This window comes from Campylobacter sp. LR264d (assembly GCF_008633895.1).
Taxonomy (GTDB): Bacteria; Campylobacterota; Campylobacteria; order Campylobacterales; family Campylobacteraceae; genus Campylobacter_D.
On sequence record NZ_VJNT01000029.1, the window covers coordinates 14,886 to 31,257 of the forward strand.

15 protein-coding genes, 1 pseudogene and 1 riboswitch are annotated in these 16,372 nt (G+C 32.5%); of the genes and pseudogenes, 13 read left to right on the forward strand and 3 right to left on the reverse strand.

Translation table 11 applies throughout. From position 1 onward, the window contains the following. Nucleotides 1–141: 141 nt before the first annotated feature. Together FMM56_RS06295 and FMM56_RS06300 are read right to left on the reverse strand one after the other, a co-directional pair. Nucleotides 142–558: a DsrE family protein gene (locus tag FMM56_RS06295; protein ID WP_150151863.1), complete on the reverse strand. Its 417-nt coding sequence runs from the start codon at nucleotides 556–558 to the stop codon at nucleotides 142–144. 67 nt (nucleotides 559–625) lie between these two features. Beyond that, nucleotides 626–1,552, reverse strand: a complete 927-nt coding sequence (locus FMM56_RS06300; RefSeq protein WP_150141337.1) for a hypothetical protein — start codon at nucleotides 1,550–1,552, stop codon at nucleotides 626–628. 236 nt (nucleotides 1,553–1,788) lie between these two features. Between FMM56_RS06300 and FMM56_RS06305 the strand changes: the two genes are divergently transcribed. The 13 genes and pseudogenes from FMM56_RS06305 to thiC all read left to right on the forward strand — a co-directional run bounded on the left by FMM56_RS06305 (nucleotide 1,789) and on the right by thiC (nucleotide 15,873). After that, a complete protein-coding gene (locus FMM56_RS06305; RefSeq protein WP_150141335.1) occupies nucleotides 1,789–3,690 on the forward strand; it encodes a propionyl-CoA synthetase in 1,902 nt (633 codons plus the stop codon). Then, entirely contained in the window at nucleotides 3,690–4,586 is an 897-nt protein-coding gene (gene prpB / locus FMM56_RS06310) for a methylisocitrate lyase (RefSeq protein WP_150141333.1), read from the forward strand. The genes FMM56_RS06305 and prpB overlap by 1 nt, the downstream gene beginning before the upstream one ends. Beyond that, a complete protein-coding gene (locus FMM56_RS06315) occupies nucleotides 4,573–5,700 on the forward strand; it encodes a citrate/2-methylcitrate synthase (RefSeq protein WP_150141331.1) in 1,128 nt (375 codons plus the stop codon). Before prpB ends, FMM56_RS06315 begins: the two co-directional genes overlap by 14 nt. Nucleotides 5,701–5,710: 10 nt before the next feature. Then, nucleotides 5,711–7,165, forward strand: a complete 1,455-nt coding sequence (gene prpD, locus FMM56_RS06320) for a 2-methylcitrate dehydratase (protein ID WP_150141329.1) — start codon at nucleotides 5,711–5,713, stop codon at nucleotides 7,163–7,165. Between the two features lie 139 nt (nucleotides 7,166–7,304). Then, nucleotides 7,305–7,649 carry a PepSY-like domain-containing protein gene (locus FMM56_RS06325; RefSeq protein ID WP_150141327.1) on the forward strand — a complete coding sequence of 115 codons (345 nt, stop codon included), beginning with the start codon at nucleotides 7,305–7,307 and terminating at the stop codon, nucleotides 7,647–7,649. 34 nt (nucleotides 7,650–7,683) lie between these two features. Beyond that, entirely contained in the window at nucleotides 7,684–8,106 is a 423-nt protein-coding gene (locus tag FMM56_RS06330; RefSeq protein ID WP_150141324.1) for a PepSY-like domain-containing protein, read from the forward strand. Nucleotides 8,107–8,537: 431 nt separating this feature from the next. Further along, nucleotides 8,538–10,184, forward strand: coding sequence for a lactate permease LctP family transporter (locus tag FMM56_RS06335; RefSeq protein WP_150141322.1), 1,647 nt, complete (start codon nucleotides 8,538–8,540; stop codon nucleotides 10,182–10,184). 47 nt (nucleotides 10,185–10,231) lie between these two features. Continuing rightward, nucleotides 10,232–10,969 carry a (Fe-S)-binding protein gene (locus FMM56_RS06340; protein ID WP_150208098.1) on the forward strand — a complete coding sequence of 246 codons (738 nt, stop codon included), beginning with the start codon at nucleotides 10,232–10,234 and terminating at the stop codon, nucleotides 10,967–10,969. Beyond that, nucleotides 10,966–12,402: a LutB/LldF family L-lactate oxidation iron-sulfur protein gene (locus tag FMM56_RS06345; RefSeq protein ID WP_150208100.1), complete on the forward strand. Its 1,437-nt coding sequence runs from the start codon at nucleotides 10,966–10,968 to the stop codon at nucleotides 12,400–12,402. The genes FMM56_RS06340 and FMM56_RS06345 overlap by 4 nt, the downstream gene beginning before the upstream one ends. Next, nucleotides 12,395–13,051, forward strand: coding sequence for a lactate utilization protein C (locus FMM56_RS06350; RefSeq protein WP_150141317.1), 657 nt, complete (start codon nucleotides 12,395–12,397; stop codon nucleotides 13,049–13,051). The genes FMM56_RS06345 and FMM56_RS06350 overlap by 8 nt, the downstream gene beginning before the upstream one ends. Before the next feature lie 146 nt (nucleotides 13,052–13,197). After that, nucleotides 13,198–13,887: a bacteriohemerythrin gene (locus FMM56_RS06355; protein ID WP_150141315.1), complete on the forward strand. Its 690-nt coding sequence runs from the start codon at nucleotides 13,198–13,200 to the stop codon at nucleotides 13,885–13,887. After that, the gene (locus FMM56_RS06360; protein ID WP_150141313.1) at nucleotides 13,868–14,476 is read left to right on the forward strand and encodes a bacteriohemerythrin; all 609 of its coding nucleotides are present in this window, start codon (nucleotides 13,868–13,870) and stop codon (nucleotides 14,474–14,476) included. The genes FMM56_RS06355 and FMM56_RS06360 overlap by 20 nt, the downstream gene beginning before the upstream one ends. Before the next feature lie 29 nt (nucleotides 14,477–14,505). Continuing rightward, nucleotides 14,506–14,609: riboswitch (TPP riboswitch) on the forward strand. A 43-nt stretch (nucleotides 14,610–14,652) separates the two neighbouring features. Continuing rightward, nucleotides 14,653–15,873 (forward strand): annotated as a pseudogene (gene thiC / locus FMM56_RS06365) (phosphomethylpyrimidine synthase ThiC). Between the two features lie 31 nt (nucleotides 15,874–15,904). Here the strand turns inward: thiC and FMM56_RS06370 are convergent. Further along, nucleotides 15,905–16,210 (reverse strand): TylF/MycF/NovP-related O-methyltransferase, encoded by a 306-nt coding sequence (locus FMM56_RS06370; RefSeq protein ID WP_190319031.1) that lies wholly within the window; start codon nucleotides 16,208–16,210, stop codon nucleotides 15,905–15,907. Between the last annotated feature and the right edge of the window lie 162 nt (nucleotides 16,211–16,372).

Here is a 16,372-nt window from a genome sequence, read left to right on the forward strand (position 1 = left end):
TTCTTCTCCCATCATCTCATCTTCCATATTATCATTATAGTATTCTTCATTTTCTTCGCTCATATCTATTCTTTTTTAGTGATTTTTCTAATTATAATATAAAAAGCTAATTATTTAAAAAAAGGGCAAAAAGCCTATTTTTTAAGGATTTAAAATAGCATATCCTTCAAGTTGTCTATCTACTACTTCTCTTGGGGCTGCATTTATTACCTTTATATTTTCTGGTATTATGCTTTTATCAAGTTTTCTAGCATTTAATGCCCCATTACATACCAAAATTCGAACATGTGGTTTTTGACTTAGATTAATGACTTCGTTTCTTAACTCATTATTTTTATCAGTAAAAATTTCAACTGCCGAACCACCAAGCACTAATTCAATGTCTCCATTTTCTTTATTATTTACTATGCTTTTAGATAAACCATTTGCTTGTTTTAAAGCACTTTTGTAATTTTCCTTTTTTGTTAAAAAGATTACTACATTTATATCTTTTGCATGTATAAAGCTTACACTAAAGATTAAGGCACATAAAAGCATCATTATTTTAAATTTTTTCATAAAGACCCCTTTAAGGTGAAAGTGTACTATTTTTTAAGATATATGTCAAGCTTTTTGAAAATTATTTTCAAAATTTATGAACGCTTAAAGCCTTTTTAAAAAGGTCGCCATATACGCTTTCTTTGTCTATTAAATCACAAGTTTCATATAAATTTAAGTCTTTTTTTAAACAATATAATAAAAGTTCCATTATAAAACAAGCATTTTTTGGATTAATATGAGTTGGACATTTTTGTGCGTGAGTATAATAGTGATGAATTTTTTTAATTAGGGTAGTGTTACGAATTTCTACAATAAACATTTCAAGAGGCACCTTAAAAAACATAGAATTTTCCTTAATATTTATGGATAAATAAAACATTTCAAGTCCATAAATTTTATGGTCATAAGAATCAAAAAAGTATAAGGTCTTATTAAAATTGTCCTTAAAAGTAACAATCATAAGCTCCAAAATAGCAATTTTTTGTTCCTTTGTGTAAAAATTTCCTATAGGTGAAAAACAAAATTCAAGCAAGGATTTTATAGAGTACCACTCACTGGCTACAAAAGAATAAGCCCTCATTTTTTCACCACGTTTTTTTCTATATAAACTAGCTTCTTCATTATCTATATTTTGATATACAAAAGGCATTATAAAATCCCTGTACGCAGGATTTGGAAAAGATGGATGAAGTATTAAAGAACCCTCATTTTCATTTTCAAATATATATTTAAGACCACCCATATAGCCCTTATCTATGATTTTAATCTCATCATTTTTTAATTTATGCAAATGCGAATGAAAGTCTAAATCTTCGGCATCCCAAATATCATTTGGGTAGCGAAATAACTCACAAATTTTAGCCCTTGTATTGCTATCAATATCTTTTTGATAATCTTTTTTAAACCAAGCTGCGATTGTGCGTCTATCCTTTCCAAGCAAATTTGCAAATTTACTCAAACTTAAACCTGATTTGTTAAAAATTTCTAACATTTTTTCCTTGGAATTTAACATTTTTCCTTAACCTAAAATTTTATTTATTACTTTTAGTAACACTTTATAATTTATATAAAGATATTTTTACAAAAAATTACAGCACAATTTTACTACAAATTTGCAAATTTTGTATAAAAATTATACAAAATTTAGCATAAAGTTTTAAACTGATACATTTTGCAACTAAATTTTACATTTTATTTTTTTTAAAAAGTATTTATAATTTGCTTATCTTTAACAAGAAAGGACAAAAAATGACTTACGCAGAAGTTTACAAAGAATCGCTGGATAATCCTGAGAGTTTTTGGGCAAAAGCAGCTCAAAAGGTTCATTGGTACAATGAATGGGATAAGGTACTTGATTCTACCGATGAGCATTACAGATGGTTTGTTGGAGGGTGTATGAATACTTGTTATAACGCTCTTGATCTACATGTTCACAATGGCAGAGGCGACCAATTAGCCTTGATTTATGATTCTCCAGTTACTGATACTAAGAAAAAATACACTTATAAAAAATTAAGAGATAGAGTGGCAAAGGTTGCTGGAATTTTATCAAATAAAGGCGTTATCAAAGGTGATAGGGTTATTATTTATATGCCTATGATTCCAGAAGCAGTTATTGCAATGCTTGCTTGCGCTAGGATAGGTGCTATTCATAGCGTGGTTTTTGGTGGTTTTGCCTCGCATGAACTTGCCGCTAGGATTGAAGATGCTAAGCCTAGAGTTGTAATGACCGCAAGTTGTGGTATTGAAGTAAGTAATATTATAGAATATAAGCCTATTTTAGATGAAGCCATTAAAAAATCTACTCATAAGCCTACCACTTGTATAGTTTGGCAAAGACCCCAATTTAAGGCTAGTATGCTTCCTTGGCGTGATGTTGACTGGGAAGAAGAAGAAGAAAAAACAAGGCCAGTTGACCCTGTGCCTGTTTTAGCAACTGATCCATTATATATACTTTATACTTCTGGTACTACAGGGTCTCCAAAGGGCGTTATTCGTTCAAATGGTGGACATTCTGTTGCTATGAAATGGTCAATGGATAATATTTACAATGCAAAACCGGGTGATGTTTTCTTTACTGCTTCTGATGTAGGTTGGGTTGTTGGACATTCTTATATAGTGTATGCTCCTTTAATGAATGGTTGTACTACTATAGTTTATGAGGGAAAACCTGTTAGAACTCCTAATCCTTCAGCGTTTTGGAGAATTATTGATGAATATAAGGTAAATGTGCTTTTTTCAGCTCCTACTGCCTTTCGTGCTATTAGAAAAGAAGACCCAAAGGCTAGTTGGTTAAAGCAATTTACCCTTGAAAGTTTAAGGGCTATCTTTGTAGCAGGTGAAAGATGCGATAGCGATACATTAAAGTGGATTATGAAAATTACTAAAAAGCCTGTAATTGATAACTGGTGGCAAACAGAAACAGGTTGGGCAATAGCTGCTAATCCTTTAGGACTTGAAGAACAAGTCGTTAAACCAGGAAGCCCTACAAAACCTATGCCTGGCTTTAATTTAAAGGTTTTAGATGAAGAAACAGGCAAGGAACTTGGAGCTGGAAAAAAAGGGGCATTATGTTTAAAACTACCTTTGCCACCTGCATCTTTAATGGGAATTTGGGAAAATGATGAAAGATATCGTCGCGGATACTTAGATAAATTCCCAGGTTATTATGTAACAGGAGATATGGGCTATATAGATAAGGATGGCTATGTCTTTGTTTTAGGTAGAATTGATGGAATTATAAATGTAGCAGGACATAGGCTTTCAACAGGAGAAATGGAAGAAATTATCGCTAAACACCCTGACGTTGCTGAATGTGCAGTTATAGGCGTAAATGATGCCTTAAAAGGAGAAATTCCTATGGGCTTTATCGTTTTAAAAGATGGCATTGAAAGAGACCATAGAGGTATAGTAGATGGAACAGTTGCCCTTGTAAGACAAGAAATTGGAGCAGTTGCCTCGTTTAAGGTAGCAACTGTTGTTAGTGCCTTGCCAAAAACAAAGAGTGGTAAAATTTTAAGAAAAACCTTAAAAGAAATAGCTGATGGGGTAAATGTTAATATCCCAGCTACCATTGAAGATAAAAGCGTTTTAGACATTTGCAAAGAAGCTATTAATGCTTTAGGATACCCAAAAACAGGAGAAGAATAATGAGTTGTGTAAAAAGTGCAGGAAAGAAATTTAAAGAACTTGTAGAAGAAAATTCACCACTTGCAATAGTAGGGGCAGTTAATGCGTATTCTGCCCTACAAGCTGTAAAGGTAGGACACAGGGCCCTTTATCTTTCAGGAAGTGGCGTAGCTAGTGCAAGTTATGGTTTGCCTGATTTAGGCATTATAGCTTTAGAAGAGGTGTGTATTGATGTTCGTAGAATTTGTGGTAGGGTTGATGCACCCTTATTGGTTGATTGTGATACAGGCTTTGGTGGGGCTTTTAATATAGCAAGGACTATAAAAGAATTAATTAGGGCCGGTGCTGCAGCAACTCATATTGAAGACCAAGTAGCACAAAAACGTTGTGGACATAGACCAAATAAAGAACTGGTAAGCATTAATGAGATGTGCGATAGGATAAAGGCTGCCGTTGATGCAAAGATAGATGATGATTTTGTGATTATGGCAAGGACTGATGCACATGCGATTGAAGGGCAACAAAGGGCTATTGAAAGGGCGTTAGCATATGTTGAAGCAGGGGCACAAATGCTATTTGCAGAAGCCATACATACACTTGAAGAATATGCTGAATTTACCAAACTTATAAAGGTTCCTGTACTGGCCAATATTACTGAATTTGGCAAAACTCCTTATTTTAGTCAAAAAGAACTTGCAAGCGTTGGTATTAAAATGGTACTTTACCCACTTTCAGCAAATCGTGCTATGAATAAGGCTGCAGTTGATGTTTATAAAAGCATACTTGAAAAAGGGCACCAAAAGGATGTTTTAAACATTATGCAAACTAGAGAAGAACTTTATGAAATGCTTGATTATTACGCATTTGAAAATAAACTTGACGAACTTTTTAAAGGGGGTAAAAATGAGCGTAAGTGAGGCGAAGAAAAAAACAGGGGGACTAGCCGGGATTATCGCTGGCGAAAGTGCGATTTGTACTTGTGGTCTTGGAAATGGCTTAAATTATTATGGTTACAATATAGAAGATTTAGCACAAAATGCTGAATTTGAAGAAATTGCTTTTTTATTACAATATGGCGAGTTACCAAAAAAAGATGAATTAAAGGCATATAAGGAAAAAATCATTAAACATAGGGCTTTAAGTGAAAATTTAAAGGCTATTTTAAGGGCGATTCCAAAGGATACTCACCCTATGAATTTAATGCAAACAGCAGTTTCTGCTTTGGGTGCTTTAGAAAGTGAAAAGGATGATTTTAGCGACCAAGATGATAAGATTATTAGATTGCTTGGCGTTTTGCCATCTGTGCTTTGTTATTGGCACCACTATGTAAATTCGGGCAAAGAAATAGATTTTAATTCCCAACAAGATAGCATTGCAGGTTATTTTTTAGAAAGACTTGAATTAAAAGAACCAAAGGCTGATTTTGTTAAGGCTATGCATTGTTCTTTAATACTTTATGCTGAACATGAATTTAATGCCTCAACCTTTACAGCCAGAGTTTGTGCGTCAACGAAAAGTGATATTTTTAGTGCAGTAGCTGCTGCCATTGGGGCTTTAAGAGGGCCTTTGCATGGTGGAGCAAATGAGGCAGCTATGGGACTTATTAGTTCTTTTAAGAATGAAGAAGAAGCCATTAGTGGCGTTAATCAAAAATTAGAAAACAAAGAACTTTTAATGGGCTTTGGACATAGGGTTTATGGCTTAGGGGGCGACCCTAGAAATGCCTTGATAAAAGTTTGGAGTAAAAGGCTTGGTGGCGATACTATGTTATTTAAAATAAGCGAGGCTATTGAGTATTTAATGAAAGAAAAAAGGCCATCTTTGCCACCAAATGCAGATTTTTATAGTGCCTCAGCTTATCATTTTATGGGAATTCCTACCCCTTATTTTACGCCTATTTTTATAATGAGTAGGGTAAGTGGCTGGTGTGCACATATTAAAGAACAAAGGGCAAATAATAAATTAATTAGACCAAGTAGTGAGTATATAGGACCAAAACCTCGTAGTTTTGTGGCTATTGATAAAAGATAAAGGAGAAAAAATGAGTGATATGGGAATTTTAGAAGCTAAACGTCCTGAATTTGACGAGCTTTTAACTAAGATTGCAAGGTATGCTGATTCTTTTGAGATAAAAAGTGATTTAGCAATGCAAACTGCAAGATATTGTTTAATGGATACCTTAGGTTGTGGGCTTTTAGCCCTTAAATATCCTGCTTGTTCTAAACTTTTAGGACCAAGCGTAGAAGGAGCTGAATTTCGCCCATTGGGGACTAAAATTCCAGGTACATCTTATCAACTTGAACCAATTAGAGGTGCCTTTAATGTAGGTGCTATGGTAAGATGGCTTGATTTTAATGATACCTGGCTTGCTGCTGAATGGGGGCATCCTAGTGATAATTTAGGTGCTATTTGGGCAGTGGCTGATTATGTAAGTCGTAAAAATATTAGCGAAGGAAAAGAGCCATTAAAGGTAGGTTGTGTTTTAAAAGCTATGATAAAGGCACACGAAATTCAAGGAATTTTAGCCCTTGAAAATTGTTTTAATAAAGTTGGGCTTGACCATGTTTTATTGGTAAGAATTGCAAGTACTGCTGTAGCTGCTAAAATTTTAGGTTGTAATTTTGATGAGATTAGAAATGCTGTTTCTCAAGCCTTTATTGATGGTGGGGCACTTAGGACCTATCGTCACGCACCAAATACAGGAAGTAGAAAAAGTTGGGCAGCAGGTGATGCTAGTAGTCGTGGCGTTGATTTAGCCCTAAAATCATTAAAAGGAGAAATGGGTTATCCTTCTGCTTTAAGTGCTAAATTCTGGGGCTTTGAGGATGTAAAAATGAAAGGACAAAAACTTGTAATTTCACAAGAATTTGGTTCTTATGTTATGGAAAATGTTTTATTTAAAATTTCTTTCCCTGCTGAATTTCATGCACAAACTGCAGTTGAAGCTGCCATTAAACTACACAATGAGGTTAAGGACCGCTTAGATGATATTGAAAAAATAATCATTACAACTCAAGAATCAGGGCATAGAATCATTAATAAAACGGGTAAACTTGCAAACCCAGCTGATAGAGATCATTGTATTCAATATATGGTTGCTGTGCCTTTGATTTTTGGACGCTTGGTAGCTGATGATTATGAAGATAAGGTAGCAAATGACGCAAGGATTGATAATTTACGCGATAAAATGTCTGTTGAAGTGGATGATAGATACACAAAAGAATACTTACAAAGCGATAAAAGAAGTATAGCAAATGCAGTGCAAGTATTCTTTAAGGATGGTTCAAAAACTGAAAAAGTAGAGGTTGAATACCCTATAGGTCATAAAAGAAGAAGAGAAGAGGGCATTCCTGTTTTAATCAATAAATTTAAAGAAAATTTAGCTACTAGATTAAGTCCTAAACAATGTGAAAAAATCATTGCTATTTGTGAAAATCAAAAGGTATTAGAAGAAACAAATTTTAATGAATTTAGCGACTTATTTTTCTTATCTTAAATTACACAAAAGGGCTTTTTTGCCCTTTTTATTTTTTTAATCTAAAAATTATTTTTTATTTTCAAATTTAGCTTATAAATTCACTTTAACTTCACAAATTTTTTTTACACTTGCATTATATTTTTTTAAGGAGTTAAAGATGAAAGTTAAACATTTAGTTTTAGTTTCAAGTTTAGTTTTTTGTGCTTATGCAAATCCAGTCGAGGTTACTCAAAGTCAAGATTTAGCAAATCCAGTACAAGTTACACCTCAAGCACCAGCCACCCAAGCTTACCCACAAAATCCAGTCTATCCGCAATATCCACAGCAAAATTACACAGGCTTTTTACCTCAAAAGGCTATGAATTATATACAAAGAAATTATCCTAACACCTTTATAAAGGATATAGATTTTGAAGGCTATGGTTGGGAAGTTGAACTTAGCAATAATTTAGATGTGTATTTTGATAGGAATGGGAATTTTTTAGGTGCTAAATGGGATTGATTTTAGGCATTTTGTCTTTTTTAAGGAGTGATATATGAAAACAAAGATTTTACTTATAAGTTCAGGCTTGTTATTTTGTGCTTGTTCTAATCCCTTGCCAATTAGCACCCCACCTTCTACTTATCAACAAGGCTACACCCAGCAAGGATATTATCAACAAAATCAAGGGGTATATCAACAGCAAGATAATCAAACTCAATATACCCAGCCAGAGCAATATCAACAGCAAAATTATTATCAAAATTCTCAACAAAATCCTTATCTACCACAATATCCTGTGCAAAATTACTCAGGTATTTTACCACAAAATGTGATAAATTATATACAAAGTAATTATCCTAACACCTTTATAACTGATATAGATTATAAGGGCTATGGTTGGGAGGTCGAACTTAGTAATAATTTAGAAGTATTTTTTGATAAAAATGGAAATTACTTAGGAGCCCAATGGGATTAATTTATTGAATTTATCTTAAATTTTTAAGATAAATTCTAAATTTATAAAAATATTTTAATAAATTTTCTTAGTGTTTTTTATGCTTATATTTTTTATATAAAATTTACAGCTTATATTAGAAAATATTTTTGTGATTATTTTATTTTTTTAATTTTATATATATTTTTAAAATTATGAATATTCTTTAATATTCTCCATAAAAAAGAATTTAGATTAATTTTCATTAAAGATAATTAAGGTCTTTTATGTGTTATTTGTTTCGTTTAGTAACATAGCTAGTTCAAGCATTTTTTCAAGTATAGCTATAATAAATTAGCCTAAAAGGTTAAAATCTTAGCTTTTAACAAGCTTTGTTTTATTGACTTAGTTTTATTTTTTTGTATATAATCAAAACGAACTTAAAATTATTTTTCAAAAAAAAGGAGATTTGAATGGTATGGCAACAAGTTTATGACCCATTTTCAAATATTTGGCTCAGTGCCGTTATAGCATTTTTGCCTATTTTATGCTTTTTGCTTTGTTTATTAGTATTCAAACTAAAAGGCTATTTAGCAGGTTTTATAACCGTAGTTTTTGCATCTATTTTGGCATTATTTGCTTATGATATGCCTTTTTCTTTAATAGGTGCGTCATTCGTGCAAGGCTTTGCACAGGGTATGTGGCCTATAGCTTGGATTATTATCGCAGCTATTTTCTTATATAAGCTTTCTATAAAATCAGGTTCTTTTGAGATTATTAAACAAAGCGTTATGTCTATTACACCAGACCATAGAATTCAAGTAATTTTAATTGGCTTTTGTTTTGGTTCTTTCTTAGAAGGGGCAATTGGCTTTGGTGGTCCAGTGGCAATCACAGCAGCCTTGCTTGTAGGACTTGGCTTAAAGCCACTTTATGCAGCAGGACTTTGTTTGATAGCAAATACAGCACCCGTAGCATTTGGAGCAGTGGGAATTCCAATTATAGCTATGGCAAATTTAGTTCAAGTTGAACAAAAAGAAGTTGCAGCAATGGTTGGTAGAATGCTTGTACCTTTAAGCTTAACCGTGCCTTTTTTCATTGTATTTTTAATGGATGGCATAAAGGGAGTTAAAGAAACCTTTCCAGCTATTTTAGTAGCAGCAGTTACCTTTACAGGTACTCAATTTCTTAGTTCAAATTTCTTAGGTGCAGAATTACCAGATATTGCTTCTGCTATTGTATCTTTGGCTTGTACTACTATATTTTTAAAATATTGGAAACCAAGCAATATTTTTAGACTTGATGATTTAAAAGAATTTTCTAACGATACTCAACTTGGCTTTGGCAAAGTGTTTAAGGCGTGGTTACCTTTTATCTTACTTATTATTTGTATAGTTATTTGGACTCAACCTTGGTTTAAAGCACTTTTTGCAAAGGGTGGAATTTTAGATTACACTCAAATTACCATAGCAGCTACTAATATAAATGCAAGTATCATTGACCCAGATGGTAAAGCAATAGGTCTTTCACAAGGCATTAGCTTTGTTGGACTTCAAGCAGGAACAGCTATCTTGCTTGCAGCCTTTTTAACTATTTGGTTCTTAAAGATTAAAGCAAATGAAGCAGCAGATTGTTTTTGGGATACATTAAAAGAAATGGCTATTCCTTGTATAACTATAGGACTTGTTGTATCCTTTGCCTTTGTTTCTAAAAATAGCGGTATGAGTGCTACACTAGGACAAGCCTTTGCAAAAACAGGCGATGCTTTTTCATTTTTTAGCCCTATTATAGGCTGGATAGGTGTATTTTTAACTGGTTCTGATACTAGTGCGAATTTACTTTTTGGACCACTTCAACAAGTAACAGCAAAAGAACTTGGAGTAGGCGAAGCCTTATTCTTAGCAGCAAATTCAGTAGGTGGCGTGGTAGGTAAGATGATTAGCCCTCAAAGTATAGCCATTGCTTGTGCTGCGGTTGGACTTGTAGGTAGGGAATCTGATTTATTTAGATTTACACTTAAATATTCAGTTGCCTTCATTCTTTTAATAGGAATTTGGACTTGCATTATAGCATTCTTTATGGGTGGTATAATTCCTGAAACTATACCTTTAACGAAATGATTATAAGCTCTAATTTTTTTTAGAGCTTATCTTACTAAGGATAAAAAATGAAAAAAGTATACTTATATGCTACCTGTCTTGGTACTGCAGCACTTCAAGAAAGTGTTTTAAATGCTATTAAACTTTTGCGTAGAGAAAATATAGAAGTAATCTTTAAAAAAAAGCAAACCTGTTGTGGGCAACCTTCTTTTAATTCTGGTTATTTTGAAGAAAGCAAAAATATCGCACTTTACAATGTAAATTTATTTGAAGAAGACTATCCAATAGTCGTTGTGAGTGGTTCTTGTGCTGGTATGATGAGCCATGATTATTTAGAGCTTTTAAAGGATAGCCCTGATTTTGCAATGGTTAAAAATTTTAGTTCTAGGGTAATTGAGCTTTCTCAATATTTAGATAAGGTTTTAAATGTAAATTATGAAGATAAAGGAGAACCCATTAAGGTAACTTGGCATTCAAATTGCCATGCTTTAAGGGTTCAAAAAAGCATTGAATCAAGTAAAAATTTGATTAATAAGCTTAAAAATGTAGAATTAGTCGAGTTAGAATACGAAAAAGAATGTTGCGGCTTTGGAGGTACCTTTTCTGTGAAAGAACCAGCCATTTCAAATGCCATGGTTAAAACTAAGATTGAAGATATTAAAAAAACAGGTGTTAAATATTTAATTAGTGGTGATGGTGGTTGTTTGATGAATATAGGTGGTACTATGAAAAGAATGGGGCTTGATATAAAGGGCGTTCATTTGTATGATTTTTTACTTAAACGCATACAAGGAGAAAGATTATGAGCAAAAAGCTTCCACACGAACAAATTGTTGGCGTAAAATTAAACGATAATCAAATGCGTGAAAATTTGATGAAGGCTATGCATACCTTGCAAAGAAATCGTTTAAATATAATAAAAGATAAATTTAATGATTGGCAAGGGCTAAGAAATAAGGCAAAAACAGCTAAAAATAATGCTTTAATGAGCCTTAAAGATAGACTATTAGAATTTGAAGAAAATGCTAGCAAAAATGGTATTAAGGTCCATTGGGCAAGTAGCGATGAAGAAGCCTGTGAGATTATTTATGAGTTAATGATAGAAAAAAACATAAATAAAATTCTTAAAGGAAAATCAATGGCAAGTGAGGAGATAGGTCTTAATCACTTCCTTGAAAAAAAGGGCATTAGTGCCATTGAAACAGATTTAGGTGAGCTTATTTTGCAATTAAATGGCGAAACCCCTGTTCATATCGTAGTTCCTGCAATCCATAGAAATCGCTACGAGGTGGGCGAAATTTTTAAAGAAAAATTAAACGCCCCACTTGAAAGTGATATAGAAAAATTAAACGCCATTGCTAGAAAGCATTTAAGAGATGAATTTGAAGGTCTTAAAATGGGGCTTAGTGGCGTAAATTTCGCCATTTCTAAGGAGGGAGCATTTTGGCTTATAGAAAATGAGGGTAATGGTAGAATGTGTACAACAGCCCCTGACATACATGTAGCACTTTGTGGGGTAGAAAAGGTAATGCAAAGCTTTGAAGATGCTGCTACTATGGTTTGTTTGCTTACTCCTTCTGCAACAGGGCAATTTATCCCAACTTACAATAACATAATAAGTGGACCTAGAAAAAATGGCGATTTAGATGGTCCAAAAGAAGTGCATGTTATTTTATTTGACCACCATAGAAGCGATATGCTTTCTCATAAGGATTATTACGAGGCCTTGCGTTGCATTCGTTGTGGGGCATGTATGAATTTTTGTCCTGTGTATGACCAAATAGGAGGACATGCTTATCAAACTATTTATCCAGGACCAATTGGCGAAGTAATTAGCCCAAATTTATTTGGCATGGATAACACAGGTGATATTTTAAGCTTTTGTTCTCTTTGTGGAAGGTGTTCAGAGGTTTGTCCTGTTAAAATTCCACTTGCTGATTTGATTAGAAAATTAAGGGCAAATAAAATAGGGCAGGGCGAAAATCCACCAATGGGTACAAATTTAGTGCATAAAAATAACCTAGAAGCAAGTGTGTTTAAGAAATTTGAAAAAATGGCTACAAACGGTGATAGTTGGCGTTTTTATTTATCTAAGGCACATTATTTTAACTGGTTTGTACAAAGCTTTAAGGGGTCTTTGCCTATTGTTAAAAAATGGAGTGAATTTAAGGATTTACCTCAAATAAAACTTGACCTTTATAAAGAAGTACAAAAAATTCAAGGAGTTAGCTATGAGTAGGATTGATGAAATTTCAAAATCAAGTAAGGAAAAAATTCTTGCCAAATTTAACAATGCCTATAAGATACCTGAATTTGAAAGTAGTGCTAGTATAGACCCTGTAGAACATATCATTACAAAAGATGACGCATGTGAGGAAATGAAGCAAAAAATGAGCGATAATAAGTATGTCGTGGAAGTTTCAAGCTTTGAAAATTTGGAAGAAAAGATTAACGAAATAAGCGCTAGTTATGGTTATGAAAAATTAATTTATCCTGCAAATTTGGGCTTAAATTTAGATAAGATTAAGGCAAGTGAAAAGATTTGCTTTGATAAGGAGATAGAAAATTTAAGGACCGAGGTTTTTCATAGTGATTTTTCTATTATAAATGCTAGGGTTGGTGTTAGTTCTCATGGAGTAGCCTTGGTGCTTTCTTCAAAAGAACAACCAAGAATGCTTTCACTTGCTCCAAAACTTTGCATTATGCTTTTAAAAAAGGAAAATGTCGTTAAAAGTATAAGTCAGGCTCTAAATTTGGTAAAAAAAGAACATGAAATTTTACCTACAAATATTCTTTTTATAGCAGGTCCATCTCGTACAGCAGATATAGAATTAATCACCGTTTTTGGTGTTCACGGACCTCAAAAGGTACATATCATTTTATATTAATTTTTGGTAGGAAACTACCAAAAATTAATTATTAGTTAAAGAAGCTTTTATTTTTCTCCTATTTAAAAATGTCTTATTTTATTTTTTATTAAGAGAAAAATCGCAATAATAAGTCTTAAATAAATTCGTAAATTCAAGGATTGACTTTGGAAAAGCTAGTTCCACCTTGGGAAGACAAATATAGTATTAATGACTCAAAGATAGATGCTGAACACAAGAAGCTTTTTGAGATAGCTTCTAAGGTTGAAAGTGCTGTTTATAAGTATGTTGAAAGGTCTGAGCTTAAAGAAATTTTAAGTGAGCTTTTTTCTTACATGAAAGTGCATTTTCATAATGAAGAAGAATATATGCAAGATATAGGTTATCCTTATTTGAATGAGCATAAGATTATGCATAAAGATATAGTTAGCGATATGTCTAATCTTATACAAAATGTAAAAACCACAAATGATCTAAAAGAAAAGCTTTATACTGTGATTTCTGATTGGTTGTTAGACCACATACTTCACCATGATATGATGATAGGCTCGTGGCTAAATGAACAAAATTTTTTAAAAGAAGAGGAAGATTTTGCAAAATTACAAGAAGAATACTTAAATTCAGGTGGTCAAGAAGTAGTTGTCCCACCTATGCCAAAGGAAGTTGTGCTTAAACAACCAAGATTTATCTATTCTTGTCCTTGTAAAGCTCAACATATTCTTGTTTATCAAGACCACCTTGATATTTCTTGCCATAAAAAAACACTAAAATGCAAGAAGTGTCAAAAAGATTTATTCTATGTTAAAACAGAGATTGTAACAGAAAAAAGGACTTCTGATGTTTCCAAAATGGGATGATAGTTATAGCGTTCATAATGCTAAGATTGACGAGCAACATAAAAAACTTTTTGACCTAGCAGGCAAGGTCGAATATATGTTTGATAAGCCTATTTATAAAGAAGATATTAAGGTCGTTTTGAGTGAATTTTTTAATTACATGAAAGACCACTTTCACGATGAAGAAAAATATATGCAACTTATTAGCTATCCAGAATTAGAACAACACAGAATTATACATAAAGAAATAATACAATCTATGATAAATCTTATAAAAACCATTAAAAGCACAAATGATTTAAAAGAAAAGCTTTATGTAGTGGCTAAAAAATGGCTTTTAGAACATATCTTATACGAAGATATGAAGATAGAACAATGGAGAAGAGAATCCTTATCTACAGAAGAAAATGAAGATATAAGCTTTGAAGAAACTAGGGATCAAAAAGATGATGAAAACGCTGTTTATCTTTATGTTTGTGAGTGCGTTGGGTTAATTCATGACGTACCTTTTGGAATCCATCAAAAAATTCAATTAAAGGGTACTAAATTTAAGTGCAAAAAATGTAAAGAGGCTATTAGATTTTTTAGAAAACAAGAAGAAGATTTTTAGTTTTATTTATAAATTTTTATTATATTTTTGCTATAAATGACGGGAGCTTGTGTTATAGGCTGAGAGTAAGCTTTAAACTTAGATTGAACCAGAATTAGATAATGCTAGCGTGGGAAGATTTATCTGCTTACTTACATATTCTATCCATTTTTTAAAAAGGATAGAATATGACTTAAATGCAATATACAAAAAAAGGTATCTTAACTCCACAAACGAACATTGTTTCTAGTAAAGAAGAAGTTAGTGAAGATTTTTTACTAGAAAATATCTTGCTTGGCAAAATTATCATTCTTGCAAATATTAACCACGCAATTTTAAACCCAAATGGCATAGGTTATGGTTTAAGGACAAAAATCAATGTAAATTTGGGAATTTCAAATGATTGCATGGATTATGAAGAGGAGATGAAAAAGGTAGAATTGGCTCATAAATTTGGCGTTGAGGTCATTATGGATTTAAGCAATTATGGAGCTACTAAAGAATTTAGAACCCAGCTTTTAAATAAATCAAATGCCATGATAGGAATCATTCCTATTTATGATGCTGTCGGTTTTTTGCAAAAAGATTTAAAAGAAATTCACGCTAAGGATTTTTTAGATGTTATTTATCATCATGCTAAAAATGGGGTTGATTTTATGACCATTTATGCAGGAATAAACTCAAGGGTCATAAATTAGTTTTAAGGGGTGAAAGTGTGCTTTTTGCGTGGATGAAAATGCATGAAGAAGAAGATCCTTTTTATGAGTATTTTTATGATTTGCTTGAAATTTGTGCTAAATTTGATGTTAGTTTATCCTTAGGTGATGCTTTGCATCTAGGAAGTACTCATGATTCAAGCAATGAGTAAGTTAATTGAACCTTCAATGCTAACTTCTAGGGCTTGGGAAATAGGAGTACAAGTAATGATAGAAGGACCTGGACATACGTGTATAGATGAAATTGAGGCAAATGTTAAGCTAGAAAAACGAATTTGCAAAGGTGCTCCTTTTTATGTGCTAGGACCTTTGGTTACTGATATTGGAACGGGGTACTAACACATAAGTTGGGCAATTGGGGGGGGTGCTGTTGTTTCTTGGAGTGGGGTTGATATGCTTCATTATTTAACCCCGGCTGAACATTTAAGATTGTCAAATATAAATGATGTAAGAGATGGTATAGTGCACATGGGGGGGCTTAGCTAAATTGCCAAAGGAAAGAAAGATTGATGATATGAGTAGGCAAGGCAAGAAATTAACTGGTAAAAAATGTTTTGCTTAGCAATTGATGGACAAATGGCTAAGCAAATGTTTAACGAACAAAGGCCAAGTGATTTAAATTCGTGTTCGATGTGTGGAAAAATGTGTGCTATGAATACCATGAATCAAATTTTAAAAGGAGAAAATGTTAGCTTTAGTTAACAAATTTTCAAGGCCTAAACAGCCTTGAAAGTTAATTTTTTTTGTATAGCCACGCTAATATCATCTCCTGTTGGCATGGTAAATAAATTATATTTTTTAACAAATTATCCACTGCTTTTTTAGCACCTGCGTAAGCTTCGTTATAATAATCATGCACTAAAATAACGTCTAAATTTATCATTTTAGGATAAAAGTACTCAAGTCCTGCTAAGATAGGTTCATATAGGTCACAATCTATATTTACAAAGCAAAATTTTTCTTTTTCTAAATTTCTATCATCTTGCACACTTTGTGGAAACCAACCCTTTTTAATGATAATATTTTTTAGATTTTGCATTTTTGACATAACTAAATATAAAAGTATCGCTTAAATGTCCTTTTTTATGGTTTTGTTTAAGGAAATTTCACAAATCTTTTTCACTAAAACCTTAAAAGCTATCAAAAAAATAAAGTTTTTTATCACAAAAATGCACGTTAATCTCATTTGCAAATTTTCCTT

Coding starts and splice junctions, on each gene's coding strand:
- FMM56_RS06335 (WP_150141322.1), top strand. CDS start 8,538: ATGGTATGGCAACAAGTTTATGACCCATTTTCAAATATTTGGCTCAGT.
- prpB (WP_150141333.1), top strand. CDS start 3,690: ATGAGTTGTGTAAAAAGTGCAGGAAAGAAATTTAAAGAACTTGTAGAA.
- FMM56_RS06315 (WP_150141331.1), top strand. CDS start 4,573: ATGAGCGTAAGTGAGGCGAAGAAAAAAACAGGGGGACTAGCCGGGATT.
- FMM56_RS06295 (WP_150151863.1), bottom strand. CDS start 558: ATGAAAAAATTTAAAATAATGATGCTTTTATGTGCCTTAATCTTTAGT.
- FMM56_RS06370 (WP_190319031.1), bottom strand. CDS start 16,210: ATGCAAAATCTAAAAAATATTATCATTAAAAAGGGTTGGTTTCCACAA.
- FMM56_RS06340 (WP_150208098.1), top strand. CDS start 10,232: ATGAAAAAAGTATACTTATATGCTACCTGTCTTGGTACTGCAGCACTT.
- FMM56_RS06360 (WP_150141313.1), top strand. CDS start 13,868: ATGTTTCCAAAATGGGATGATAGTTATAGCGTTCATAATGCTAAGATT.
- FMM56_RS06305 (WP_150141335.1), top strand. CDS start 1,789: ATGACTTACGCAGAAGTTTACAAAGAATCGCTGGATAATCCTGAGAGT.
- FMM56_RS06300 (WP_150141337.1), bottom strand. CDS start 1,552: ATGTTAAATTCCAAGGAAAAAATGTTAGAAATTTTTAACAAATCAGGT.
- FMM56_RS06350 (WP_150141317.1), top strand. CDS start 12,395: ATGAGTAGGATTGATGAAATTTCAAAATCAAGTAAGGAAAAAATTCTT.
- FMM56_RS06330 (WP_150141324.1), top strand. CDS start 7,684: ATGAAAACAAAGATTTTACTTATAAGTTCAGGCTTGTTATTTTGTGCT.
- prpD (WP_150141329.1), top strand. CDS start 5,711: ATGAGTGATATGGGAATTTTAGAAGCTAAACGTCCTGAATTTGACGAG.
- FMM56_RS06345 (WP_150208100.1), top strand. CDS start 10,966: ATGAGCAAAAAGCTTCCACACGAACAAATTGTTGGCGTAAAATTAAAC.
- FMM56_RS06325 (WP_150141327.1), top strand. CDS start 7,305: ATGAAAGTTAAACATTTAGTTTTAGTTTCAAGTTTAGTTTTTTGTGCT.